This window comes from Bifidobacterium myosotis, assembly GCF_002259745.1.
GTDB lineage: Bacteria > Actinomycetota > Actinomycetes > Actinomycetales > Bifidobacteriaceae > Bifidobacterium > Bifidobacterium myosotis.
Map to the genome: position 1 here is coordinate 89,898 of NZ_MWWW01000004.1, position 24,136 is coordinate 114,033.

A 24,136-nucleotide genomic window follows, 5' to 3' on the forward strand; every position below is an offset into this window, starting at 1 on the left:
TCTGCCGTCCTTCCGCATTCTGCTGAGCCTCAAACGGATTCTGCCGGTTCATGCCGTCGTTCGGATCGCTCATCATCGCTCCTTACCTGCATCCATCGCTTGTTTCAGCATCTATTTTAGGCATGATGCCTAATTCACACCATCGGCAGAACTAGGCACTTTGCCTATATATTCAACGGCAATCAGCCCACAGCCGATTCGCCGCCCGGCGCTTCTCCCCCACGCCGATTAGGCTGGTGGCATGACCAACGCACACGAAACACTGAAGTCGGGCATCGACCCGGCATCGTTCTCCACCGTCATCAAGCCGGTCAACGACCTGTTCCGCTATGTCAACGGACCGTGGATCGACACCTACCGCCTGCCGGACGATCGTTCCCGCTACGGCTCCTTCGACAAGCTCGCCGAGGACGCCGAAAACCAGGTGCGCGACATCCTCGAGGACGACGACTGCCCCGCCGCCAAATCGCAGGCCCTGTACCGTTCCTTCCTTAACACCGCGGCCATTGACGCGGCCGGCATCGCACCGATCAAAGCCGATCTGGACGCCATCGACCAGGCCAGCGACAAGGCGGAGTTCACCCGTACGCTCGGCCGTCTCAACACCAACAGCGCGGATGTGTTCGACACGGCCGTCTATGGCGACCCGGGCAATCCGGACCTCAACATCCTGCATATCGAGCAGGCCGGCATCCTGCTGCCGGACGAGGCGTACTACCGCGAGGACCACTACGCGCCGGTGCGCGAGGCGTACGTGACCATGGTCGCCACGCAGCTCGTCAACGCCGGGTACGCACCGGCCGCCGAAGCCAACCCCAACCAGGGCGACGACCTGCCTCAGCAGCCGGGCGACGAGACCGACGAGCCGGCCCTCCCCACCCCGAGCGAGGAGGCTTTGGACATGGCCCGCCGCTTCCTCGCCGTCGAGACGAGGATCGCCGCGAACCATTGGGACAACGTGGCCACCCGCGATTCGGTGAAGACCTACAACCCGACCGATTACGCCGATCTGGCGAACTCCCTGAAGCACTTCGACCTGGATGCCTGGATCGACGAGTTCCAGCGCGCCTATGACGCGACGCCGGCCGCCAAGGCGCAGCCGCTCGATCTCCGCGCGACGTTCGCGCATGTAATCGTGCATGAGCCGAGCTTCCTGACCGGCATCGACGAGTTCTGGGCGAACGCCGACCTCGACGACCTGAAACTGTGGGCTCGCGTGCATCTGATTGTCGGCGCCGCATCCTATCTGTCGCGCGAGTTCGACAGAACCAACTTCGACTTCTTCGGCAAGGTGCTGTCCGGCGCGAAGAAGCAGCGCGACCGGTGGAAGCGCGGTGTGAGCCTCGTCAACGGCATCTGCGGTGAGGACGTCGGCCGTGAGTACGTGCGCCGGCATTTCCCGGAGAGCTCGAAGCTCCGTATGGAGCAGCTGGTTGCGAACCTCATCGACGCCTACCGCGTCTCGATCTCGAACTCCGACTGGCTGGGCGAAAGCACCAAGGCCAAGGCGCTGGAGAAGCTGTCCAAGTTCACGCCGAAGATCGGATACACGAACCATTGGCGCGACTACACGGCGCTGGACGTGCACGCCGAATCGGTACTCGCCGAAAACATGAAGGCCGCGGCCCTGTACGAGCTCGGCTATCAGTGGGAGAAGGTCGGCAAGCCGGTTGACAGGGACGAGTGGCTGATGAACCCGCAGACGGTGAACGCCTATTACGAGCCGACGATGAACGTGATCGTCTTCCCCGCCGCGATTCTGCAGCCCCCGTTCTTCGATCCGGACGCCGACGACGCGGCCAACTATGGCGGTATCGGCGCTGTGATCGGCCACGAGATCGGCCACGGTTTCGACGATCAGGGCTCCCAGTACGACGGCGACGGCAAGCTCAACAATTGGTGGACCGACGAGGATCGCAAGCACTTCGAGGCCCGCACCAAGGCGCTCATCGAGCAGTACAACGGCTTCGTGCCGCTGCAGCTTGCCGAAAAGTACGCCGATGAGCCCGACAAGGCGCCGCATGTCAACGGCGCGTTGACCATCGGCGAAAACATCGGCGATCTGGGCGGCGTGAACATCGCGCTTAAGGCGTATGCGTTCGCGCTCGGCAAGCAGTCCGGCAAGACCGACGCCGAGGTCGAAGCGGACGGCTCTCCGGCCGCCATCAAGGCGTTGCTCGACACCGCCTCCGACATGGACGGGTTCACCGGTCTGCAGCGCTTCTTCCTGAGCTACGCTTCGATCTGGCGCACCAAGAACCGTGACGAGCTGGCCGAGCAGTACCTGCAGATCGACCCACACTCCCCCGCCGAATTCCGCACGAACGGCATCGCCAGCAACGTGGATCTCTTCTACGACGCCTTCGGCGTGACCAAGGATGACGCTATGTGGCTCGACCCTGCCGACCGCGTGCGCATCTGGTAGTTCCGTAAGGTCTAGAGCGGATTCCGGAGGTCTCCGCGCAACAGCTGGTAGTGTCCGTCGCGTGTAGGCCAGCCAGCCAATGACGGCTGACCTACACATATGGTGAGGGGTGGTGGTTCCCACTGAAACGGGAACCACCACCCCTCACCATATGACTCGGAATGCCAATCACCTCGGAACCTCAGGTATACCGAGCCATCAAAACGCCCACCGAATCCGGCAGCCGATCCGTCAATCAGTCATCCTCAAGCGGCGGACGATCATCGGGAACCAGAGGCTGGATGTCGTCGAGCACGGACGAATCGAAGGTGAAGATCTCATAGTCGCGCTGCAGATTCATCCAGAACTCGGGAGTAGTACCGAACGCCTTCCCCAGCCGGTGGGCCATGGCCACGCTGATGGCGCGTTTGCCCTTGATGATCTCCCCTATCGCGGTTTCCGAGACCCCGATAGCCTTGGCCAGCCGATAATTGCTGATGCCAAGCGGCTCCATGAGCTCCTCTTTGAGGATTTCGCCGGGCGTGCTCAGATACGGATTAGGCTTGACCGCCCTATCGATGGTAGTCGTCGAAGTAGACATCATATGCCTCCTTTTCCTTATCGTCCCATCGGAAGATGAGCCGATACTGTCGATTCACCCGGATGCTCCAATACCCCTTCAAATCCCCGGTCAACGCTTCAAGCCGATTGCCCGGCAGCTTTTGGAGATCCCATAACGACTGGGCCGCCTTCAGCCACTGAAGTTTTATCGACAGCTGCTTCTCGCAACCCGTCGGATATCCCCTTGGATAGGGGCCGCCAAACAGGAAGTCGAGCAACCGTTTATCACGCATGCGAATGTACACCATATACTACCGCCTCGCGTTAGTAACGTCAAACGTTAGTATGCGATGCCGTTTAGAACGCTCCCTCCCCTTCATCAGGCGCATCGGCGAAACCGTCGGTATAGGGCTCAGACGAGTCCGCGCCAGGCTCTCCGACATCCCCATATGTCTCGGCGGAATCGGCGCCCGGCGCGAAGCCGTTCGGCGCAACGCCGTTCTGAGCGGTCGGAGCCGGGGCCGTATACTGCGATTCGCGCTGCTCGTCGACGCCGAGGGTGACCGGTTGCACGCCGCCACTGCCGCTACTGCCGCCATTACCGAGATCGCCGGCACTGCCGGTATTCGTGATGCCACGGGATTCGCCGGCGTCATCCGCATTGGCCTGCCCGTTTGCCCCGCCGATATTGCGCGAGAGCTTGTCCAACGACGTGGTGCCGAAGGTCAGGTCGTGACCGATGTTTGTGGCTTCGATGACGGTACGACTGCGTGATTCGCCCGCCGGCGTGGTCCATTGCTCGGTATTGAGCACGCCCACCACGATGATGCGGTCTCCTCGGCGCAACGATTGCTTGGCGTTGAGCGCCATTGCGCGGAACGCCTTGACCGTCAGCCACGCGGTCGCGTAGTCCTCCCACTGACGGGTGTTCTGGTTGAATCGACTTCGTGTGCTGCCCATGCGGAAGGTGAGCACGGGGAAAGCGTCGGTTCCGGCTTTGACGAGCTCGCCCGCCACAAATCCGGTGACTGTAACTGCTGCCTGCTGATGTGCCATGATCGGTCCTTTCTGATGCATCCATGAATGGACCGCCGGAGCCATCTGCGCGTCATTGCGGGCAGATTGGCCGGCGGTACCTCCACTGTGAGGGACCGGAATCGGTCAGGACAAGCCCGACCGGCAAATGTGGATACCGTGACGCAGTGGGCTTCACCGCGCCTGTGGATATCTTTCGGTTATCCACCATTAGGCAAACGACCTTTACAAAAGAAGGAACGCACAACGCAAGGGGAGCCAAATAATAATCGACGAATCGCTGACAAGGACCGCTGGAAGCACCCCGTCAGCGAAAAGGAACGCCATCGCGCGTTACCGCAGTGCGGCACGGCGCGATGGCGTTTTCATGATCTATGACGATACGGTCGATGCCCCATCGGAGGAGACCGGGCATCGAGGGCATCACCCTATGGCGTCACAGACGCTCGAGCAGGGTCTCCACGGCCTGATCGGCGGGCACGGCAACCTTGTTCTCTCCGTTGCGATCGCGGATCTCGATGGTGCCGTCGTTGACGAAGTCACGGCCCACCACGGCGATGACCGGCACGCCGATAAGCTCGGCGTCCTTGAACTTCACACCCGGCGACACCTTCTTGCGGTCGTCGTAGATGACCTCGACGCCCTTGGCCTCAAGATCGGCGACCAGCTTCTCGGCGCCCTCGAACGCGGCTTCGTCCTTGCCAGTTGCCACCACATGCACCTGGGCCGGCGCGATCACGGACGGCCAAGCCAGGCCGGCCTCGTCATGATGCGTTTCGGCGATGCATGCGAGCACACGGGAGACGCCGATGCCGTAGCAGCCCATCCACACCGGCACGGCCTTGCCGTTCTGGTCGAGCACCTTGAGGTCCAGCGCGTTGGAGTACTTGAGACCGAGCTGGAACACCTGGCCGATCTCGACGCCACGCTCGAAGCTCAACGGGCCGGAGCCGTCCGGGCTCATGTCGCCGTGGCGGACCTCCACGGCCTCCACCACGCCATCGGCCTCGAAGTCACGGCCGTAGACCGCGTGGAAGCGGTGCTTGCCGGTCTCGTCGCCACCGATGATCCAATCGGACCCCTTGACGACGTGCGCGTCCACGAAGAAACGCACCGGTTCGGCGACGCTGGCGGCCTCGCCCTGCTTGCCGAATGCCATCGGGCCCATGTATCCAGCCACCATCTCAGGATGGGCTTTCAGGTCTTCCTCAGTGGATTCCTCAATCTCGGACGGCGCGAACTGGGCTTCGAGACGCTTCATATCCACCTGACGATCGCCCGGCACCGCCACGGCGATGACCTCACGCCACGGCTTGTCGTGGTCCTCATCCTCGGCGTGCATCACCGTGATGGCGACGGTCTTCAACGTGTCGGCGGCGGTCCACTCGCGACCGTCCTCACGCGGGTAGAGACGGTTGGCGGTATCGACCAACGCCTCGATGGTCTTGGAATCCGGGGTCTCACGCGTCTCCATCGCCGGGGTGCCGGAAGCGTCGATCTCCGGCAGCTCGGGCGTGTGCAGCGCCTCGACGTTCCATGCCTTGCCGGAGGGTGCCAGAGCGAAGGTGTCCTCACCGATGGCCATCGGGGCGAGGAACTCCTCGGAAGCGGAGCCACCCATCGGGCCGGACATGGCGAACACGGGCACGTACTTCAGGTCGAGACGCTGGAAGATGCGCTCGTAGGCGCCGCGCTCGTCGTAGTAGGCCTTGCGCATGCCCTCTTCGTCGATGGTGAAGGAGTAGGCGTCCTTCATGATGAATTCGCGGCCGCGAATCAGACCGGCGCGCGGGCGGAACTCATCGCGGTACTTGGTCTGGATCTGGTAGAGCGTAACCGGCAGATCCTTGTAGGACGAGTACATGTCCTTGACGAGCAGGGTGAACATCTCCTCGTGCGTCGGGGCCAGCAGGTAGTCGGCCTGATGACGGTCCTTGAGACGGAAGATGTTGTCGCCGTATTCCTCCCAGCGGTGGGTGGCCTCGTAGGGCTCGCGCGGCAGCAGGGCCGGGAAGTGCACTTCCTGGGCGCCGATGCCGTTAATCTCCTCACGGATGATGGCTTCGATCTTGTTGAGCACGCGCAGGCCGAGCGGCAGCCAGGTCCAGATGCCGGGGGCCGCCTTGCGGATGTATCCGGCGCGCTGCAGGAGCTTCGCGGAATCGACGTCCGCGTCGGCGGGGTCCTCGCGCAACGTGCGCAGGAACAGGGTTGACATACGAAGGGTATTGGAAGTCATGTGTTCCAAGATATTCGCGTGAACAGACAAGCTTCACGCCCGTCCGCCAATTCGTCCGGGGCTTCGCACGTCACCATCCATGTCGCGGCGGCGCATGCGATTGGCGTATGAAACCGGCGCGGCACCGATGGCCTACGACCGAGTAGCTGAACGAGTAACTGACAAACGGCACCAGGCTGACGACACCGGGCGAAGCCGGACAAAGCCACACAACGCCAGTGTTGGCGTTCGCGTCCCGCCGTGAGACAATGGGCGGTGAAGGGGATTTTGCAAGGGGGCACCATGACGCAGCCAACCAGTCCGTCCAATACGTCCAGCACGTCCAGTCCGTCCGCCCGACAACCGGAATCTCCCGGTGCCCGGCAGAACGTCCCGCACCAAACCCCGCCGCAGTCCGACCTGCACGAACCTCACGAACCGGTACCGGAGGGGACAACGGCACGGCAGCCGGCGACGACGCCGGCGACAGTCCCGCACGATGCCACGCATGCCACGCCACCTGCAACGCCGCAGGAATCCCCATTCCAACCGTCACGGCGATTCGTCGCCCAGCAACAACACACCGTCGATACCGATGATTACCCGTATTACCGCCCTCCGGCAGAACCGCCGGAATCGATGAGGGGACCGTCGGCCACGCCGGCGCAGCGTCCGGGACCGCAGCAGGGACCGCCGCCGCAGGAGCCGTACTACGGTGCCGCGCCGCAGTACGCCCCCACACCGATACACCCAATGTCATATACGGCGTCATATCCGACGCCATACGGGCAGCCGATACCGACGGCACCCGCAACGGAACCCATTCCGGTCACGCCCCCGGTATGGCTGGAGCACGCCGCGCCACCGGCATCGCCGCCAATGGCACAGCCGCCATTCCAACCATGGCCGCAACCGCAACCGTACGCTCAATCGCAACCGAACCCGCAGCCGCCCCACATGGTTCAGCCCATGCCACAATCTACGGCACCGCACGCGGTTCGCCCCGACGATGCAACACAGCCGGCAAAGCCGCGATATTCCAGCGTGCAGATTCTGCTGCTGATTCTCGGCGTCTCCCTGGTGACCATTGCCGTGCTCGCGTTCGCTTCGGTGGCGTACGACATGTTGGGTGACATCGGCCGCGCCCTCTGCATCGGCGTGGTGGGACTCGTCGCACTGGCCGCCGGTGCCCTATTGGCGCGATGGCTACGCGTCACCGCCGAGGGACTGACATGGGCGGGTCTCGCGGCGCTCACCATCGATGCCATACTCATCGGGCGTATGCCAATCGTCATGATTCGTGTGCCGTCCGGCTTCGCCAGTGGCATCATCGTGCTGCTGCTCACATTCGTCGCACTCACGTTGCGCCGAATCCCAATACCGGAACGCTCGGTGGTCACAGCGGAGGCATCAGGATACGGAACGCCAGCCGCACCACCGAACGGCGGCCCATCGGCCTTTTCGCCATCACACACCCCGGCAACCGTGCCCGACCATCCCGGAGCACCGAACCAGAGCGCACCTGCCACCACCCCGGCCAAGTCGCATGGCATACCGTTGCGCGCCTATTCGCTGTACGCCACGTTCTCGCTGCCATGCGCAATGGTTTTACTGATGACCGACCTGCCGCTCTGGGATAGCGGCGTACGGAATACCCTTGCAGCGGCTGCGGCCGCCTTGGTGGCCTCGATTGCGGCGGCGGTCATCCATACGGATCGTCGCTCCCGCACCTCGGATTTCGAATGGCTGGCTTCGCTGATCACCGCAATGCTGCTGCTCACGCCCCTGTCCTTCAGCATGTTCGGCACCGCATCGGACGGCGAGCCATTCGCCGTCGCCACCGCGATCTGCGGCATCATTCCCGCAATCTGGGCGCTGGTACTCATCGCGGCGCATCGGAGGGTCTCGTGGGGCAATGGCCGTCCCTTCACCGCACTGCTGCGAGTGCCGCCGACGGTGGGATTCTTCTGGACCTGCACCGCGATTTCGGTTCCGCTGCATCGTGCCCTTGATCCGACGTTGTCCGGCGACGCCGTGGCACGTATGGCCGCCTACCTGCCCTCCGTGGCGGTGGGAGCCGTCGCCATATCGTTGGGTTGTCTGTTGCCGCGATCCGGACGTTGTACCGCAATCAGCCCGGCGGAGCGCACGGCCGCAAGCGGCGTCGGATCGTTCATCCTCGCGGTGATATCGGTCAGCGAATTCAGCCGTGACGATCTCCCCTCACTGGTCACCGCAATGGCCGCGTTCATCGTCATGCTCACGGTCTGCGTCATCGCCGAACTGCGTGCGGCTAATCCGCTGCCGGTGCAGCCCTCGCCATCCGAGCCGACCGTGCAGCCCGCACCAACCGCACAGCCTATACCAACCGCACAGCCCATGCCGGCCATGTCAACGGTGCCGCAGCAGCCGGAACACCGGACGCGCGGACTCGACCGGCCGGTCGTACTGGCCACATGGATCACCGGGTCGGTGGCCGTCATACTGGTGCTGTGGTCTTGGGCTGTTTCGCGACCGTATGCCCCAGCCGATCTCATTGCTATGCTAATCGGGGCCGCGACCCTGATCGTCGGCGTGCATCGGCTGGCGGTCAATCCGCGGTTGCGCAGTTGGCCTGCGTTATGGCTGCCGTTGACGCTGCTGATGGCACCACCGCTGCTCATGAGCTGGTACGAGTCACCGTCCTTCCCCCGTATGCTCGCCCTGTTCGCCATCGCGCTGTGCACCGTGCTGATCGGCGCATTGCGCGGGCTGCAGGCACCACTGCTCTACGGCACGGTGGTGTTGGTGGCGCATGTGCTGACCGTGATATGGCCGTGGCTTGCCGAGTTCTCGCGCCAATACTGGTGGGTGTGGCTGCTGATCGGTGGCGTGCTGCTTATCGTGGTGGCCGCGAGATATGAGGCGAGCCTCAAATCACTGCGCACCTTCGGCGTCCGCATCAGCGAGCTGCGTTAGTCCACAATCTTCGGCCGGTTACCATCGCCTACCATCGCCCGGCGATGGGCGTGCCGCATTCGGGGCAACGGCCGTCGCCGCCGCGCGACGTGGACAGCCGGTCGTCGATGATGCGATACCAGTCCCGCTCGATGAGCGTGGCCCGGCAATCCGGGTTCGGGCAGAACGTGGTGTCGCCGGCACGGTCGTGGACGTTGCCGGTGTACACGTAATGCAGCCCCTCGGCGAGCGCGATTCCCCGAGCCTTGGTGAGCGTTTCGTGCGGGGTGGGCGGCACGTCCATCATCCGATAGCTCGGATGGAAGGCGGAGAAGTGCAACGGCACGTCCATCCCCAGATGGTCGCGTATCCACGCACATTCGGCATGCAGCTGGGCGTCATCGTCGTTGAGGCCGGGGATGAGCAGCGTGGTGAGTTCCACCCACACGCGCCCGCCATCCGGCGTACGGGCCTCATTGACCGCGTATTCGATGGTCGCCAGCACGTCGGCCAGATGCGTGCCGGTCACCTTCCAATAGAAGTCCTCGGTGAAGCCCTTCAGGTCGATGTTCGCCGCATCCATCGCCGCGTAGAAGTCCGGGCGGGCCGCGGCACTCATGTATCCGGCGGTTACGGCGATCGGATGGATGCCGCGCGCCCGGCATGCGGCGGCCGTGTCGATGGCATATTCGGCGAACACAATGGGATCGTTGTACGTGAACGCCACCGATTCGATGCCGCGGTCCGACGCCACCTGGGCGATCTTCTCCGGCCCGGCCTCCACACCGAGCCGGTCGAAACTACGTGCCTTGGCGATGTCCCAGTTCTGGCAGAACCGGCATCCCGAATTGCACCCGGCCGTACCGAAACTCAGCACGCTGGAGCCCGGGTGGAAATGGTTGAGCGGCTTCTTCTCCACCGGGTCCACCGCGAAGCCGGAACTGCGCCCATACGTGTCCGACATGATGATGCCGTCGTGATTCGACCGCACGAAGCAGAACCCGCGCTGCCCCGGGCGTAGCACGCAGCGTCTCGGGCAGAGCTCGCAGCGTGCCCGGCCGGTGCCGTCAGCGAATCGGGTCTGCCAGCGACCGGTTGCGGGGTTGATTCTGGAATCAAGGGCCGGACCGGTCACAGGACCGAACGTTGTGCCGGCCGCGGAGCCTGTTGCAGGGTTGCGCTTAGGCCCAACCATCCCGTCAATGCTCGGCATAGGCGGTCACCTCGTACCGTTGGCAGTCGATGTCGCCGTTCGTCCAGTCATAGTCCGGGCGGATGCCGGCCTTGGCCAGCAGATGGGAGACGAACTCGTGCGGGTTCGGCAGCTCGTCCCACACCTGCGGCAGGAAGGTGGCGCTCCGGCCACGATGGTCGGCGAGGATGAGGCCGTCGCGACCCGGGCGGAGCGCGGCTTCAAGCTCACTACGGGACCGCACCGGCCGGGTTGCGGCCTCGTTGCCGTGGGCGGAGGTATCGGCTTCGTCCGCCAAAGCATGCGAAGGATGCGCCACCATGATGGGTTCCGGTTCATCCAGCACCGACACCTCCACATCGAGTAAGGGGTATTCGGCCGCCGTGACAGGGTTGAAACGCGGGTCACGGACCGCGGCATCCACCGCGTGAGCCGCAACGTCCTTACCGAGCGACCGATAGGCGACCAGCGAGCCGATGCAGCCGCGCAGCCGCCCGCCTTCGGTCAGCGTGACGAAGCTCGCTCCCGATTCCTCGAGCCACGGATTGGCGACGAGTATGCGCGCGACAGATTGGCCCGACCATGGGCGGGATTGCCGGGACGTCCAAGCCGATCGACCGCCCTCAGCATCACTTTCAGCGCCGCGCCGATCATGATTGTGCGAACCTTCGGCGTTCATATCATGACCAGCTGCGCCATCAGATACGCCATCGACTCCATCATCAGCCGCATCATCAAGCCCGAGCCGTTCGCGGATGGCGGCACGCGCAAGGGCAAGCAGCACGCTCCCCCGATCGTCGTGCGCATCCTCGCGAGCGCAAATATCATCGCCATCGCGTCCGTCATCGCCGGCGCGCGATTCCTCGCTACTCTCGTCGCACTCATGCCCACCAGCATCGTTACGCGCAAGCTCGCGCGCATCCTCGCCTTCGCTGGTGCAATCGTCCGCATGCGCGTCGTCCCGGCCGTCCTCCCATGCGGCGAAGGAGGCGTAGCCCACCACAGGTTCGTCGGCGTCCCACATGGCCGGGCGCGGCTGTCCCGCGAGCGCCACCACGCCGTTATCGCCCGAGGTGGCGCAACCCAGTTCGAACAGGCGCATGTCCGTCCGGTTGGTCAGCACATCGATCAGCCCGTTGATCGGATATGCGCCGCAGGCCCGCCGTGGACTGATGGGCGCACGCAAAGCGAGGATGTCGGCGATGGTGTGGTCGTCCAGCTCACGGGCGTACGCATGCGGGTGGTAGTGGGACAGGTCCGAGCTGATGACGATGACGGTTTCCGGACCGCCCCACAGCGTGCGCAGCACATCGCCCGCCTCGCTCGGCGACGCATCGCCTGCGTTGAGCGGCACGATTGTAAGGTCAGGGCCGAATATGGTCTGCAGGAACGGAATCTGCACCTCCACCGCATGCTCCTGCGCGTGGGTGGGATCGTTGACGATGAGCGCGGAAGCCGGCGCATGGACCGTCGCGCTCATGCCGGAACGCAGTCCACCATCACCCTCTTGTGAAACACTGCGTGAAACATTCCGTGAAACGTCTTGTGAAACACCATGCTGTTCCGGCGAGCCCAGCCGCTGTGAGTCCAGTCCCAATGCCGCGCGCTCGGCTGCCGTATCCACCCGGACCTCGCCCAACGGCGTATCGAACGCATCCCATGTGGAGCAGGCCACGCCGCGGACCGCGACACGATGGGTCGGTCCTACGATCACCGCCCGCGTCACGGTTCCCCACCCACGTTCAAGCAATGCATAAGCGAGCGCCGCCGTGGTGCCGGAATAGACGTATCCGGCATGCGGCACAATCACCGCCTTGGGCGCGCCGGACGGCAGTTGCGGGGCAAGCGTGCGCAACAGCGTGCGCCCGTAGTCCAGCTGATGATTGATGAGCCGTTTCAACGTCACGCGGTCAGCGGGGTAGAACGCACCGGCCACGGCCGCCGGGCGAGCCGTAACGCTTCGTTGAGATATATTCGAACGCACCATAACGACCACCTCACCATCTATCGTAGTGCGTTCGCCGCGCGCCGAAGCGGGGCCGAAGCGGACGGTAGATGTGCGGACCGCTAGAACAGGGCGTCCTGATCGAATTCGTCATCCCCGGCGGCGAGGCCGGTGGGCTTGAACGCGGCGGCACCCTCGCGGCCCAGTTGGTCACTGGCAGCCGCCGAAGCCTCGCGCAGGTCGCCGTCGAGCATCACGGCGTCCGGCGAGACCAAGAACATGCGCTCGTTGCCGCCCGCCAGATACAGTCCGTCCAGCGATTCGACGCGGGAGAGCGCCACATAGCCCATACCCGGCGCGAACGTGCGCCGCAGGTCCATCACCGCGCGGTCGAGCGTCATGCCCTGTGATTTGTGGATGGTGATGGCCCACGCGCATCGCAACGGCACTTGGGAGACGGATGCGAGCACGGTGTCGCCGTCCATCATCTCCCACGTGGCCGGTTTCATCGTCACGATGTTGCCGTTCTCGAACTCCACAATCGGCCATCCGCCCTTGGTTTCGGGCGCGAACCCGCGCACGGTGCCGAGCGAGCCATTGACGAACTGCCGGTCGGCGTCGTTGCGCAGCGCCATGACCGCCGCACCGGTTTTGAGCACCAGCCGTTCGGGCGCCAGCATGTTCTTCTTGAGCCGGTCCACGAGATTCACCGGCCCCGCAGCCTCGGCGTGGAAGGTGTGCTCCTCGAGCGATATCTGGCTCAGGCGCAAATCGTTGAGCCCGTCGGCCTGCCGGTTCACGGGGAACAGATGGACCGCCACCTGATCGGGCCCCGGCATGCGGCCCAGCCGTGTGACGAGCACGTCGCGGTCGTGTTGGGTCACGGCTCCGGCGCGAATGTCGGTGAGCACGGTGAGCAGGTCGCCGGTGTCCTGGCGGTGCTGTTCAGTCAGATAGCAGACGGCGGGATCAAGCTCGTCCCAAACCAGCGATTCGGTGACGAAACCCTCCGGATTGCGTCCGGCCTTGGCGTACCGTTCACGCGCGGCGACGAATTCGGGGGTCGGGGCAATCACATCGTTGTTGCGGCCCGAAACGGATACGGGCGGCAACTGGAAGAAGTCTCCGGACAGCACCACCTGAATGCCACCGAACGGCCGCGGATCATGACGCACCATGCGACAGACCTGATCGACCATGTCGAACAGCCATGCGTGGAGCATCGACACCTCATCGATGACGAGGATATCCGCAGCCTGGATCTTGCGCCGGCGTCGGGAGCGGATGAGTTTCAGGAGGTTGGCGGTCAGACTCGTGGCCACGCCGACGCCGCTCCACGAATGGATGGTCTGACCGTCGATATGCGTGGCCGCGATACCGGTGGATGCGGTGACGGCCACTTCGGCGCCGCCCGCACGCGCCTGACGAATGAATTCGTTGAGCGTGTACGTCTTGCCCGCGCCCGGCGCGCCGGTCAGGAACACGTTCGCGCCGGCGTTCAGGATGGTCAGGGCTTCGGTTTGACGCATGTGCTGCTGGTACCGCTTCCTGTACTACTTGTACTACTTGTTGAGGATGCTGGTGGATTCGATCTCGGCGGCGATGGCCTTGGCCTCCGCCTCGTCCGGGCCGGGAACCGGCGCCATGAAGGCCTTGCGGTAGTAGCGTAGCTCGTCCAACGATTCGATGATGTCGGCGAGGGCGCGGTGGCCGCCGTTCTTCGGCGGACGGTTCTCGTAGACGGCCGGGTACCAGCGGCGGGCGAGCTCCTTGAAGGTGCTCACGTCCACGCTGCGGTAGTGCAGGTGGCTCATGAGGTCCGGCATGTAGTGATCGAGGAACTTCTTGTCGCTTCCGATGGTGTTGCCGGCGAGCAGCGGCTTGACGCCCTCGGGCGTGAAGCGCAGCACGTATTCGGTGACCTTCCGCTCGGCCTCGGCGAGGCTCAGGCCATGCTCCCACTCGTTGATCAGGCCGGAACGGGTGTGCATGTTGCGCACGAAGTCGTTCATGTGGTCCACGGCCTTCTGGCTCGGCTTGATGACGTAGTCCACGCCCTCGTCCAGCACGTTGAGGTCGAAATCGGTGGGTACCACGGACACCTCGACCAGCTCATCGCCGCCGAAGATGTCGAGTCCGGTCATCTCGCAGTCGATCCAAATCAGGCGCGAATCCTTCGCGCTGTACGTTTCCGCGTCATGTGCATCCACCATGGTGGACCTCTTTTCCCTGAAAATCACTCGTTATAGCTCGTACTCGGAACAGTTCAGACTATACCGCAGGGAATACAAACGCTTTCTTTGGCTATTGCCGGCGCTCCCCTTGGCTCCCCTCAGTCAGCTTCGCCGCCAGGGCCCCTCAGGGAGGGGAGCCACAGGATTGGTATCATACAAAAACTCCCCTCGCGATGAGGCGAGAGGAGTTGATAATTCAACTATGATTACGCGATGCGCGATCAGTTGTTGTGGAAGCCGGAGTAGTTCGGGGCTTCGGCGGTCATCACGATGTCGTGCGGGTGGGATTCGCGCAGACCGGCGTCGGTGATGCGGATGAAACGGCCCTTCTCGCTCATTTCGGCGATGTTGTGCGCGCCGATGTAGAACATCGACTGGTGCAGGCCGCCGATCATCTGGTAGAGCACGGCGTTGAGCGGTCCGCGGTACGGCACTTCGCCTTCCACGCCCTCCGGCACGACCTTGTCGTTGGAGGTGACGTCGGCCTGGAAGTAGCGGTCCTTGGAGTAGGACTTCTTGCCGCGCGGGGCCATGGCGCCGAGGGAGCCCATGCCACGGTACAGCTTGTACTGCTTGCCGTGCAGGAGCACCTTCTCGCCCGGGGCCTCCTCGCAGCCGGCGAGCGTGCCGCCGAGCATCACGGAGGATGCGCCGGCCACCAGAGCCTTGGCGATGTCGCCGGAGTAATGGATGCCACCGTCGGCGATGCACGGCACGCCGGCCGCACGGCAGGCCTGAGCGGCCTCGTACACGGCGGTGAGCTGCGGCACGCCGACGCCGGCGACGATGCGGGTGGTGCAGATGGAGCCGGGGCCGATGCCGACCTTGACGGCGTCCGCGCCGGCGTCGATCATGGCCTGGGCGCCGGAACGGGTGCCCACGTTGCCGCCAATGATCTGCACGTTGTCGAAAGCGGAGTCGTGCTTGAGGCGGGAGATCATGTCGAGGGCCAGACGGGCCTCACCGTTGGCGGTGTCGACCACGAGGACGTCCACGCCGGCCTCCATCAGGGCGGAGGCGCGCTGCCAGGCGTCGCCGAGGAAGCCGACGCCGGCGGCCACGCGCAGACGGCCCTGCTCGTCCTTGGTAGCATCCGGGTACTGCTCGGTCTTGACGAAGTCCTTGACGGTGATCAGGCCGGTCAGGTGACCTTCGGCATCGACCAGCGGCAGCTTCTCGACCTTGTGCTGGGCGAGCAGACGGTGGGCGTCGTCCTTGGAAATGTTGGACGGGCCGGTGATGAGGTTCTCCTTGGTCATGACATCCTTGACCTTCAGGGTGTCGTAGTCCTCGGAGGGGATGAAGCGCATATCACGGTTGGTGATGATGCCGACGAGCTTGTTGTCCTTGTCCACCACCGGCAGACCGGAGATGTGGAACTTGCCGCACAGCTTGTCGAGGTCGGCCAGGGTGACGTCGGGGTTCACGGTCAGCGGGTCGGTGATCATACCGGACTCGGAACGCTTGACCACATCGACCTGGGCGGCCTGGTCGTCGATGGACAGATTGCGGTGCAGCACGCCGATGCCGCCGTTGCGGGCCATGGCGATGGCCATCTCCGACTCGGTCACGGTATCCATGGCTGCGGAGAGCACCGGGGCCTTCATCGTGATCTTACGGGTCAGATGGGTCGTGGTGTCCACTTCGGAGGGAATGACATCCGTCTCGTTCGGCAGGAGCAGCACATCGTCATAAGCGAGGCCGAGCTTGGCGAAGATGGGAGGAAGGGGGGCATACGCTGATTGGGCGTTCAATTCATCGAGGTTTGTAGCCATGTAAACAATATATGAACATGCACTGACCTTGGCCGACACGCACGGGTTTTGCGGCGGCGACGGCACAGCAACGACGCGCCCATGACGCGGCGGCGTCCCATCCGCAACATGGCTGTCCAGCAGATGGCTGTCCAGCAGTATGGCAGAGGCCGATTCCCGACCCAGTATCCCGCGTCAAAAATACGCTACGAATTCACTACTCTCAGTCCTGCTTTGCAGACCGGTTCCTCTGGCAGGGGAACCGAACACTATAATCAACGAGCCTCCGGCGCAGGACTCAGGCCGCGCAGCAGCAAAACCGAAATCACGCCGCGAATGCCGACCTCGCCGATCAGTCGTTCTTCCGCGTTTCGACGTTTCCGGCGGCTTCCCCGTCATGCGCTTCGGCGGCGTCCCCTGTCTCGCCGCCGGTCTGCCCGATGGTCTCCACAGACTCCATGGCCTCCATAGACTCCATGGCCTCCGTTGCCGTAGGAGCCGCGGCGTGATGCGCCTTGCTGCGCGCGGCCTCCATGGCCATGTTCTCCGCCCGGAGCTCCGGGATGCGGTGCTTCAGATACGGATACATGGTGGCGATGGTGAGCACCACCACGGCGACCGCCATGCCGATGGCCACATGCTGCGCCTTGAAGAACAGGATCATAAGCGAGCCGAACGCGATCAGGGCCGCCCATCCCCACAGGATGAGCACGGCAGCACGCACCGAATGACCGATCTTGAGCATGCGGTGATGCAGGTGCATGCGGTCCGGATGCATCGGCGACTGTCCCTTGGCCAAACGCCGCACAATCGCCAGGCACATGTCCAGCACCGGCAGGAACAGCACCAGAATCGGCAGCAGGATCGGCATGAACACCGGCAGATAGATGCTGGCGTGAATCGAGGCTGGGTCCAGTCGACCGGTCATCACAATCGATGCGCAGGTGATGAGGTAGCCGAGCAGCATCGAACCGGAATCACCCATAAACAGTTTGGCCGGATGCCAATTGTGCAGCAGGAAGCCCACGCAGATGCCCACCAATCCGATGTCGATGAGCGTGGCGAGCGAGGCGTAGCTCGGCGAGGATCGGGCGATGATATAGGAGTATATGGCGAACGCGATGCCGCCGATCGCCACGATGCCCGCAGCCAGACCATCCAAGCCGTCCACGAAGTTGACCGCGTTGATCGAGGCCACGATGAGGAACGCGGTGATGGCCATGGACAGGCTCGGGCTTGCGGTGACCAGCTGGCCGCCCAACGGCAGCGAGATAATCTGCAGGCCGCCCCACGCCACGAATACGGAGATGAGCAGCTGACCGGCGAGCTTGAGCATCCAGTCGAGGTCCCACAGATCGTCCGCCATGCCGAGCAGGCTGATCATCACGCCACCGGCCAGAATCACCCACATCTGGTAGCCGCCGGCGAACAGCCCGGATAGGAACGGCAGACGGCTGGCGAAAATCATCGCCACCACGAAGCCGATGAGCATGCCCAGACCGCCCATGCGCGGGGTGGGAACGGTATGCACGTCACGTTTGCGCACCTCGCCCACCGCGCCGATCTCGATGGCGACGTGACGAATCAGCGGGGTCACCAGCCAAGTGACGCCGCCGGCGATGGCGGCAACCAGCAGATAGATCCTCATGCGCCCAGTCCCCCGCCGTTGAGGTGGAGGGCCTGACGAATCACGCCCTGCGGGATGACGCCCTCGCGCAGGATCTCTATGCCGTCACGGGCGTACGGATCGGCCTTGACCACGGTGCTGGACACATGTCCCTGGGTCGGCCCTCCATCCAGATAGAGGTCGACGGCGTCACCGAAGGCCTCCACGGCCTCCTCGACGGTCTGGGCGCTTTCGTCGCCGGAACGGTTGGCGCTGGACGCGGCCAACGGTCCGGTGGCGCGCAGGATATCAAGCGTCAGCGCGGAGTTGGGGATGCGGATGCCTTGGGTGCCGGGGCGTCCGTCGGCGGTATCGGCCAAGGTCCGCAGCGTGCAGTCGGGACGGGCCACGGCAATCGGCGAAAACGCGCCGGGCAGGAACGCGGCGGACAGGCGGTTCAGCGGGGACGGCAGCTCGAGGCCGATCGCGGCCAACTCGTCGGTGGAGGCGAGCAGCACCTGCAACGCCTTGTACCGGGGGCGACGCTTGAGCCGGTAGATGCGGTCGATGGCATCCGTGTTGCGCGGATCGCAGGCCACGCCGTACACCGTGTCCGTGGGGATGACGATGAGTCCGCCCTCGCGTACGATGCGAGCCGCCTCATCCAGAGACTCCCCCGTGACCTTCATCGTCGCTCCCTTACTCATGTCACTCACGCCATGCCTCCGTTCGCCGGTTGATTCACAATCTATCATTGCACCATTGCGCCCGGACGGTGGCCCATCCAAAGTCGGAGAGCAGTCGGCAAGCAGGTACAATGGGGCCGGTTTATGTTTCCCTGAGCAACATATTGGAGTACGTGACATGAGCGACGACGCCGAACCCCTTGATTTCACCGATTCCTTCGCCCCCGCCGAGCCCGCGGCTTCCGCCGATCCTGCGGCTTCCACGGAGCCCGCAACCCCCGTCGCCGAATCGCTGCCGCCGGTCGAACTGCGCAGACCGCGCGCCAGCGAACATGAGGAGATGGTCTCCGGGCATTTGTACAACCCCGCTGACCCGGAGCTCACGGCCCTGCGCGAGCGGGCCGGCGATCTGTGCACCCGGTTCAATTCCACCCCGCGCGGCGACCATGCCACCCGCCGCGCCATTCTCGACGAGCTGCTGCCCGGTCACGGCAAGGGCCTGGACGTGATGGGGCCGATCTTCTTCGATTACGGCTGTCACACCACCATCGGCGAACGCGTGTTCGCGAACTTCAACTTCACCGTGCTGGACTGCTGCCCGGTCACCATCGGCGACGACGTGCTGTTCGGGCCGAACGTCTCGCTGTTGCCGCCGATGCACCCGATGCGCTGGCAGGATCGCAACGTGCGTCAGGCCGAGGACGGTTCGATGTACGACTACGAGTATGGCAAGCCGATTGTCATCGGCTCGAACTGCTGGTTCGGCGGCAATGTGACGGTGATCGGCGGCGTGACGATCGGCGAGGGTTGCGTGATTGGTGCCGGTTCGGTGGTCACGCGCGACATCCCGCCGCACACCGTGGCTGTGGGCAACCCGGCCCGTCCGATTCGCGAAATCACCGACAAGGACGCCTCCGCACTGCAGTACTACGCGCAGTAGCTCTTCCTCCTGGCTCCCCTCTCTGAGGGGAGCCAGAGATTCACAGGCAACCGTCAGTCGGTGTTTGGTGGCGGCTTCCCTCAGCCAGAAAGAATTACTTTTCGGCGAACAGGTAACGGTCCCGGCCGGTCCAATCACGACCGGTCATGGCGGTGGCGAAGCCCGCCGTCCGGGCATAGGCGACGAGACGGTCGCCTTGGCTCACGTCATGTTCCATGACGAGCGCGCCGCCCGGCTTCAGCAGACGGAACGAGCGTTCGATGATGCGTTCGGGAATCAGCGTGCCGTCCGCGGAGCCGCCATAGAGCGCCAATTCGGGGTCCCAGTCACGCACTTCCGGCTGTTCGGGCACGTCGAGCTCGGGAATGTACGGCGGATTGGTGATGACCATATCCACCGTGCCGTCCAGATGGGCCAGAGTGGCCATCGATGTGGCGTCGGCGACCTCCAGCTGGTAATTGGATGTGATGGAAGGGTACCGTTTCGCCGTCTCCGCAAGGTTGCGCCGGGTCCATTCGGCGGTATGGGGCGCCAATTCCACGGCCCAGACACGACTGCCCGGCACCTCCGTGGCCACGGACAGACCGATGGCACCCGATCCGGCGCACAGGTCCACCACGAGCGGGGTCATCATGCCGTGGCGGGTGAGCCAGTCAAGGCCGGCCTGCACCACGGTTTCGGTCTCCGGACGCGGAATGAACACGCCGGGACCGACCTTGAGGTCGAGGTACCGGAACGACACGTGCCCTACGATGTACTGCAACGGTTCGCGTTTGGCCCTGCGTGCCAGCATCGACTGGAAGCGGTCGGCGTCATAGCCGAGTTCCGAGCCCATCAGCAGCGCCTTATCCACATCCCTCAGCTCGATGCCCGCGGCCTCGGCCATCAGCAGCTTCACGTCATGCTCCGGCGTCTCGATACCCGCCTCACGCAGCTCGGCCGCAGACGAACGAATCACGTCAGCAACACCCATTGTTCCTCTTCCGTCTATGTACACATCGCAATCGCCAGCTGAAGGCTTTGGCTGCCATACGTGATGTCCGACACGCTCAAGGCCGTTTGGCCAAGCCTACAGTCGGACATCACATATGGCAGCCAAAGCCAACCGAAATCACATCCACGCTCCCCTGTTCAACAGTCAAACGCAATGCAATCACGCGAAAGGAGGCGTTGGGCGGCACATGCGATGCGCGACTGTAGGCTTGGCCAAACGGCCTCGAGTGTGCCGCGCATCGTATGTGCCGCCCAACGCCGGACCGGCCATCGTCACTTCTGATTGGCGAGACGCTCGGCCTCGTCGGCCTGGATGTCGGAGTCGATGACGGCCTGCAGGTCGCCGTTGAGCACCGCGTCAAGGTTGTACGCCTTGTAGTTCGTGCGATGGTCCACGATGCGGTTCTCCGGGAAGTTATAGGTGCGAATGCGCTCGGAGCGGTCCAGCGAACGCACCTGCGAATGACGCATGTCGGCGGCTTCGGCGGCCTCCTGCTCGTGCTTCATCGCCAACAGGCGGGACTTGAGCACGCGTAGCGCGGAGGCGCGGTTCTGGATCTGCGACTTCTCGTCCTGCATACTCACGACGATGCCGGTGGGGATGTGCGTCATGCGCACCGCGGAATACGTGGTGTTCACGGACTGGCCGCCGGGGCCGGAGCTCATGAAGATGTCGATCTTCAGATCCTTCGGATCGATTTCAATCTCGTCATCGTCCTCATCGGCCTCGGGGAACACGATCACGCCGGCCGCGGAGGTCTGGATGCGGCCCTGCGATTCGGTGACGGGGATGCGCTGCACACGGTGCACACCACCCTCGTACTTCATCGACGCCCACACGCCGTCCTCCGGTGCGGGGGTGCCCTTGGCGCGAATGGCGATCTGCACGTCCTTGACGCCGCCGAGCTCGGTGGTGTTCTCAGACTGCACGGAGACGGTCCAGCCGCGCTTCTCCGCGTAACGCGTGTACATGCGCAGCAGGTCGCCGGCGAACAGTGCGGCCTCCTCGCCGCCGGTGCCGGCCTTGATCTCCATGATGGTGTCGCGCGCATCATCCGGATCGCGCGGAATGAGCGCGGTCCTCAGCTTCTCCTCCACGGCCGGCAATTCGGACTCGAGACGCTTGGCCTCGGCGGCGAAGTCCGCGTCCTCGGAGGCCATTTCGCGGGCCGCCTCGAGATCATCCTTGACCTGCAGCCAGGACTTGTAGGCGCTCACGATGGAGCCGAGTTCGGCATGACGACGCCCCAGCTTGCGCAGCTTGTCCGGATTGGACACGATTTCAGGGCTTGCCATCTGCTGTTCGATGGAGTTGTACTCCTCGAGTGCGGTCGCCGCCGCCGGGAACTGTTCGTCTGCCATGACGCTTCTTTCCGTAGGTCTTTGTTTTTCCGTGGGATACCAGGATGGGCCGGAGAGCCATCAGCCGGCGCAATCAATCATCTGATGTCGCAGTCGCGATGACGCGGGCGACGAGCGGAGTGATGGGAAAAGATACAAAAACGCCAGTCCCGGCGGGCATGCCGAAGCATGCCGAGCCATATGGACTGGCGTGAAGTCTGCTACTTGCTCTTCTTGCCGTAGCGCTTCTCGAAGCGAGCAACGCGGCCACCGGTGTCGAGAATCTTCTGCTTGCCGGTGTAGAAGGGGTGGCAGCTGGAGCACACGTCAACGAACATGTGATCGCCGTTGCCAGCGGTGCGGGTCACGAAAGTGTTGCCGCACGAGCAAGTCACCTCAACGGGGTGATAATCAGGATGGATACCCTGCTTCATTTTACGTCTCCTAATGATTCGGGGGACCCGGGTCGCACGCCCCTATGGCATGCGTGAACCGGAACCTTTGGGATGATACTCGCGCATGTGGACGAATCGCGGATGCCTCATGTCCCGCGTCGAAAGACCACTGATTGCATTGTTCGGCTCCCTTTGCCCGAACGTTGCCATGAAGCAGACCGGAGCTGCTTGCCGGTAACGCACAAGCCAGTAGGCGAGCCAATTGATTGCGAGCGGCACGTCCATAATCGCAGATGAACTGGCCTACGAAGCGGGACTGAAGCATGCCCGAGGACAGTCAGGGGCAGCCATAATTTGCCAACGACTCCACGGCACAGGGCATCCGGCCTGCACGGAATATGGTGGGGCCACAGGGGCTTGAACCCTGGACCGGCGGATTATGAGTCCGATGCTCTAACCGACTGAGCTATGGCCCCACGCTGGCCGCCGCGCGACGTACCGCCCCACGGAAAACCAACCTGTACAGTGTAACACGCAGGCAGCCGGAAGCCACTCCCACAGAGGCGCGCCTTCGGGAATCACCGAAGAATCAGGTCGAATCCGGCCCGCCGACATCACAAAGCGACGGAAGAGCGACCCGCCAAGCCATTGCACTATTGCACTATTGCGCGATATACGCCAGCGGATTGTCGATGAACCGTCGCAGACCCATCTCGGCCGCGCCATACAGCGAGGGATGCTCGGCCACAGGCGGCACGAACACACGAATCTTCACATTCGGATAGCCAAGGATCTCGGAGCGCAGCCGGCTTTCGAGCACGTTGGCCAGCTCGTCGCCGAAATGCGTCCACAGACCGCCGAGCAGCACGGTGTCCACATCCACCATGTTCACGGCGGAGGCGATGGCGGAAACCAGCGCGTCCACGGCCCTATCCACCACTTTGGCCACCTGCGGGTCACCGGAGCGCCAACGTTGGAGGAACTTGTCGATGGCCTCGCTGCTGGTCGCCTCCTCGTCGGTGGCGATGCCCGCGGCTTCGACCAGCGCACGGCGGCCGGCAAACGATTCCAAGCATCCGTGACGACCGCACCGGCACAGCGGCCCATCCATCGCGACGGACAGGTGGCCGACCTCCCCGGCGAAGCCATGCGATCCGGTCACCACCTCGCCGTCACGCACCACCGCGCCGCCGATGCCGATATCCGTGGAAAGGTACACGAACGAATCCATGCGGTCCACCACGTTGAGGAATGCGGCGCGTTCAGTGGCATATCCCGGAATCTGCGCGATGGCGGCCATCTTGGCCTCGTTTCCGGCCACCACGTCCAGCCGGCGCACCACGTTGAACCGGGTCAGGTTCACGTTCTCCCAGCCGAGGTTGCGGGCCACCAGCAGCCACATGTCGTCGGTCACAATGCCCGGCAGCGCGAGACCGGCGCCCACCACCTTGCAGCCGCGTCGTTTGAGCCGGCTTTCCAGCGGGAAGGTCATGGCATCGAGCTTGGCGAAGATCTCATACGGATCGGTGTCCGTCATGTCCGCGCTCACCCACTCCCGGCCGAGCGTGTCCCCGTTGAGGTCGAGAGCAAGGCAACCGTAGCCGTCGGTGTTAATCTGCAGTCCGATGCCCGCGATGGTGCCGCCTCGCACCTTGAGCGGCGTGCTGGGGCGGCCGTAGGTGGTGAGCACCACCGGCTCGCCTTCCTCGATCACGTTGCCGTCAAGCAGCATCGAGGCCAGCAGGGACATGGTGGCCTTGGTCAGTCCCGTCTCCTTGGCCAGATCCGCACGGCTCATCGGCCGCCGCGCGCGCAACAGGGTGTCCAATGTGACCGAGAGATTATGGTTGCGCAAGTCTTCCTGATTGATTCTGCGTAGACCCGCCATCTCGCCC

17 protein-coding genes, 1 tRNA gene and 1 pseudogene are annotated in these 24,136 nt (G+C 63.8%); 3 read left to right on the forward strand and 16 right to left on the reverse strand.

Annotation, left to right across the window (positions count from 1 at the left end; translation table 11 throughout):
- Positions 1-241 precede the first annotated feature (241 nt).
- On the forward strand, positions 242-2,425 hold the full coding sequence (locus BMYO_RS01970; protein WP_094666913.1) for a M13 family metallopeptidase: 2,184 nt from the start codon (positions 242-244) through the stop codon (positions 2,423-2,425).
- A gap of 235 nt (positions 2,426-2,660) precedes the next feature.
- On the opposite strand, the gene BMYO_RS01975 is transcribed toward BMYO_RS01970, so the two are convergent.
- The 4 genes from BMYO_RS01975 to BMYO_RS01990 form a co-directional block, all read right to left on the reverse strand.
- A complete protein-coding gene (locus BMYO_RS01975; protein WP_233428020.1) occupies positions 2,661-3,008 on the reverse strand; it encodes a HigA family addiction module antitoxin in 348 nt (115 codons plus the stop codon).
- On the reverse strand, positions 2,977-3,273 hold the full coding sequence (locus tag BMYO_RS01980) for a type II toxin-antitoxin system RelE/ParE family toxin (RefSeq protein WP_223851972.1): 297 nt from the start codon (positions 3,271-3,273) through the stop codon (positions 2,977-2,979). The genes BMYO_RS01975 and BMYO_RS01980 overlap by 32 nt, the downstream gene beginning before the upstream one ends.
- Positions 3,274-3,322: 49 nt before the next feature.
- Positions 3,323-4,021 carry a single-stranded DNA-binding protein gene (locus BMYO_RS01985; protein WP_094667058.1) on the reverse strand — a complete coding sequence of 233 codons (699 nt, stop codon included), beginning with the start codon at positions 4,019-4,021 and terminating at the stop codon, positions 3,323-3,325.
- Between the two features lie 415 nt (positions 4,022-4,436).
- Positions 4,437-6,239, reverse strand: a complete 1,803-nt coding sequence (locus tag BMYO_RS01990) for a proline--tRNA ligase (RefSeq protein ID WP_233428021.1) — start codon at positions 6,237-6,239, stop codon at positions 4,437-4,439.
- 948 nt (positions 6,240-7,187) lie between these two features.
- On the opposite strand from BMYO_RS01990, the gene BMYO_RS01995 reads away from it, so the two are divergent.
- Positions 7,188-9,176: an SCO7613 C-terminal domain-containing membrane protein gene (locus tag BMYO_RS01995; RefSeq protein ID WP_140493483.1), complete on the forward strand. Its 1,989-nt coding sequence runs from the start codon at positions 7,188-7,190 to the stop codon at positions 9,174-9,176.
- A gap of 28 nt (positions 9,177-9,204) precedes the next feature.
- Here the strand turns inward: BMYO_RS01995 and amrS are convergent, their stop codons facing one another.
- From amrS to BMYO_RS02035, 7 genes and pseudogenes are all read right to left on the reverse strand, one after another.
- Positions 9,205-10,368 carry an AmmeMemoRadiSam system radical SAM enzyme gene (gene amrS, locus BMYO_RS02000; RefSeq protein ID WP_094666917.1) on the reverse strand — a complete coding sequence of 388 codons (1,164 nt, stop codon included), beginning with the start codon at positions 10,366-10,368 and terminating at the stop codon, positions 9,205-9,207.
- A pseudogene (gene amrB / locus BMYO_RS11985) lies at positions 10,355-12,295 on the reverse strand (AmmeMemoRadiSam system protein B); the annotation flags it as partial. The gene amrS and the pseudogene amrB, both read right to left, overlap by 14 nt.
- A gap of 119 nt (positions 12,296-12,414) precedes the next feature.
- Positions 12,415-13,821 carry a PIF1 family DEAD/DEAH box helicase gene (locus BMYO_RS02015; RefSeq protein ID WP_094666918.1) on the reverse strand — a complete coding sequence of 469 codons (1,407 nt, stop codon included), beginning with the start codon at positions 13,819-13,821 and terminating at the stop codon, positions 12,415-12,417.
- Positions 13,822-13,854: 33 nt separating this feature from the next.
- Positions 13,855-14,505, reverse strand: coding sequence for an oligoribonuclease (gene orn, locus BMYO_RS02020; protein ID WP_094666919.1), 651 nt, complete (start codon positions 14,503-14,505; stop codon positions 13,855-13,857).
- A 242-nt stretch (positions 14,506-14,747) separates the two neighbouring features.
- A complete protein-coding gene (gene guaB, locus BMYO_RS02025; RefSeq protein WP_094666920.1) occupies positions 14,748-16,301 on the reverse strand; it encodes an IMP dehydrogenase in 1,554 nt (517 codons plus the stop codon).
- A gap of 331 nt (positions 16,302-16,632) precedes the next feature.
- Positions 16,633-17,928 (reverse strand): MraY family glycosyltransferase, encoded by a 1,296-nt coding sequence (locus tag BMYO_RS02030; protein ID WP_233428031.1) that lies wholly within the window; start codon positions 17,926-17,928, stop codon positions 16,633-16,635.
- Entirely contained in the window at positions 17,925-18,593 is a 669-nt protein-coding gene (locus tag BMYO_RS02035; RefSeq protein WP_094666921.1) for an L-threonylcarbamoyladenylate synthase, read from the reverse strand. Before BMYO_RS02035 ends, BMYO_RS02030 begins: the two co-directional genes overlap by 4 nt.
- A gap of 157 nt (positions 18,594-18,750) precedes the next feature.
- Here BMYO_RS02035 and BMYO_RS02040 point away from each other — a divergent pair, with 157 nt between their 5' ends.
- Positions 18,751-19,512, forward strand: a complete 762-nt coding sequence (locus BMYO_RS02040; protein ID WP_094666922.1) for a sugar O-acetyltransferase — start codon at positions 18,751-18,753, stop codon at positions 19,510-19,512.
- 94 nt (positions 19,513-19,606) lie between these two features.
- Here BMYO_RS02040 and prmC read toward each other — a convergent pair whose 3' ends face one another.
- The 5 genes from prmC to BMYO_RS02065 form a co-directional block, all read right to left on the reverse strand.
- The gene (gene prmC / locus BMYO_RS02045; protein WP_094666923.1) at positions 19,607-20,485 is read right to left on the reverse strand and encodes a peptide chain release factor N(5)-glutamine methyltransferase; all 879 of its coding nucleotides are present in this window, start codon (positions 20,483-20,485) and stop codon (positions 19,607-19,609) included.
- 293 nt (positions 20,486-20,778) lie between these two features.
- A complete protein-coding gene (gene prfA / locus BMYO_RS02050) occupies positions 20,779-21,867 on the reverse strand; it encodes a peptide chain release factor 1 (protein WP_094666924.1) in 1,089 nt (362 codons plus the stop codon).
- 200 nt (positions 21,868-22,067) lie between these two features.
- Entirely contained in the window at positions 22,068-22,280 is a 213-nt protein-coding gene (gene rpmE, locus BMYO_RS02055) for a 50S ribosomal protein L31 (RefSeq protein WP_094666925.1), read from the reverse strand.
- Positions 22,281-22,640: 360 nt separating this feature from the next.
- Positions 22,641-22,717: transfer RNA gene (locus BMYO_RS02060), tRNA-Ile, on the reverse strand.
- Positions 22,718-22,902: 185 nt separating this feature from the next.
- On the reverse strand, positions 22,903-24,129 hold the full coding sequence (locus BMYO_RS02065) for an ROK family transcriptional regulator (protein ID WP_094666926.1): 1,227 nt from the start codon (positions 24,127-24,129) through the stop codon (positions 22,903-22,905).
- Positions 24,130-24,136 lie beyond the last annotated feature (7 nt).

Excerpts from the sequence above, each read along its gene's own strand:
- orn (WP_094666919.1), bottom strand. The coding sequence starts at position 14,505 with ATGGTGGATGCACATGACGCGGAAACGTACAGCGCGAAGGATTCGCGC.
- prfA (WP_094666924.1), bottom strand. The coding sequence starts at position 21,867 with ATGGCAGACGAACAGTTCCCGGCGGCGGCGACCGCACTCGAGGAGTAC.
- amrS (WP_094666917.1), bottom strand. The coding sequence starts at position 10,368 with ATGCCGAGCATTGACGGGATGGTTGGGCCTAAGCGCAACCCTGCAACA.
- rpmE (WP_094666925.1), bottom strand. The coding sequence starts at position 22,280 with ATGAAGCAGGGTATCCATCCTGATTATCACCCCGTTGAGGTGACTTGC.
- guaB (WP_094666920.1), bottom strand. The coding sequence starts at position 16,301 with ATGGCTACAAACCTCGATGAATTGAACGCCCAATCAGCGTATGCCCCC.
- BMYO_RS01985 (WP_094667058.1), bottom strand. The coding sequence starts at position 4,021 with ATGGCACATCAGCAGGCAGCAGTTACAGTCACCGGATTTGTGGCGGGC.
- BMYO_RS02035 (WP_094666921.1), bottom strand. The coding sequence starts at position 18,593 with ATGAGTAAGGGAGCGACGATGAAGGTCACGGGGGAGTCTCTGGATGAG.
- BMYO_RS01980 (WP_223851972.1), bottom strand. The coding sequence starts at position 3,273 with ATGGTGTACATTCGCATGCGTGATAAACGGTTGCTCGACTTCCTGTTT.
- BMYO_RS02040 (WP_094666922.1), top strand. The coding sequence starts at position 18,751 with ATGAGCGACGACGCCGAACCCCTTGATTTCACCGATTCCTTCGCCCCC.
- BMYO_RS01975 (WP_233428020.1), bottom strand. The coding sequence starts at position 3,008 with ATGATGTCTACTTCGACGACTACCATCGATAGGGCGGTCAAGCCTAAT.
- BMYO_RS01990 (WP_233428021.1), bottom strand. The coding sequence starts at position 6,239 with ATGACTTCCAATACCCTTCGTATGTCAACCCTGTTCCTGCGCACGTTG.
- BMYO_RS01970 (WP_094666913.1), top strand. The coding sequence starts at position 242 with ATGACCAACGCACACGAAACACTGAAGTCGGGCATCGACCCGGCATCG.
- BMYO_RS02015 (WP_094666918.1), bottom strand. The coding sequence starts at position 13,821 with ATGCGTCAAACCGAAGCCCTGACCATCCTGAACGCCGGCGCGAACGTG.
- BMYO_RS01995 (WP_140493483.1), top strand. The coding sequence starts at position 7,188 with ATGCCACAATCTACGGCACCGCACGCGGTTCGCCCCGACGATGCAACA.
- BMYO_RS02030 (WP_233428031.1), bottom strand. The coding sequence starts at position 17,928 with ATGAGGATCTATCTGCTGGTTGCCGCCATCGCCGGCGGCGTCACTTGG.
- BMYO_RS02065 (WP_094666926.1), bottom strand. The coding sequence starts at position 24,129 with ATGGCGGGTCTACGCAGAATCAATCAGGAAGACTTGCGCAACCATAAT.
- prmC (WP_094666923.1), bottom strand. The coding sequence starts at position 20,485 with ATGGGTGTTGCTGACGTGATTCGTTCGTCTGCGGCCGAGCTGCGTGAG.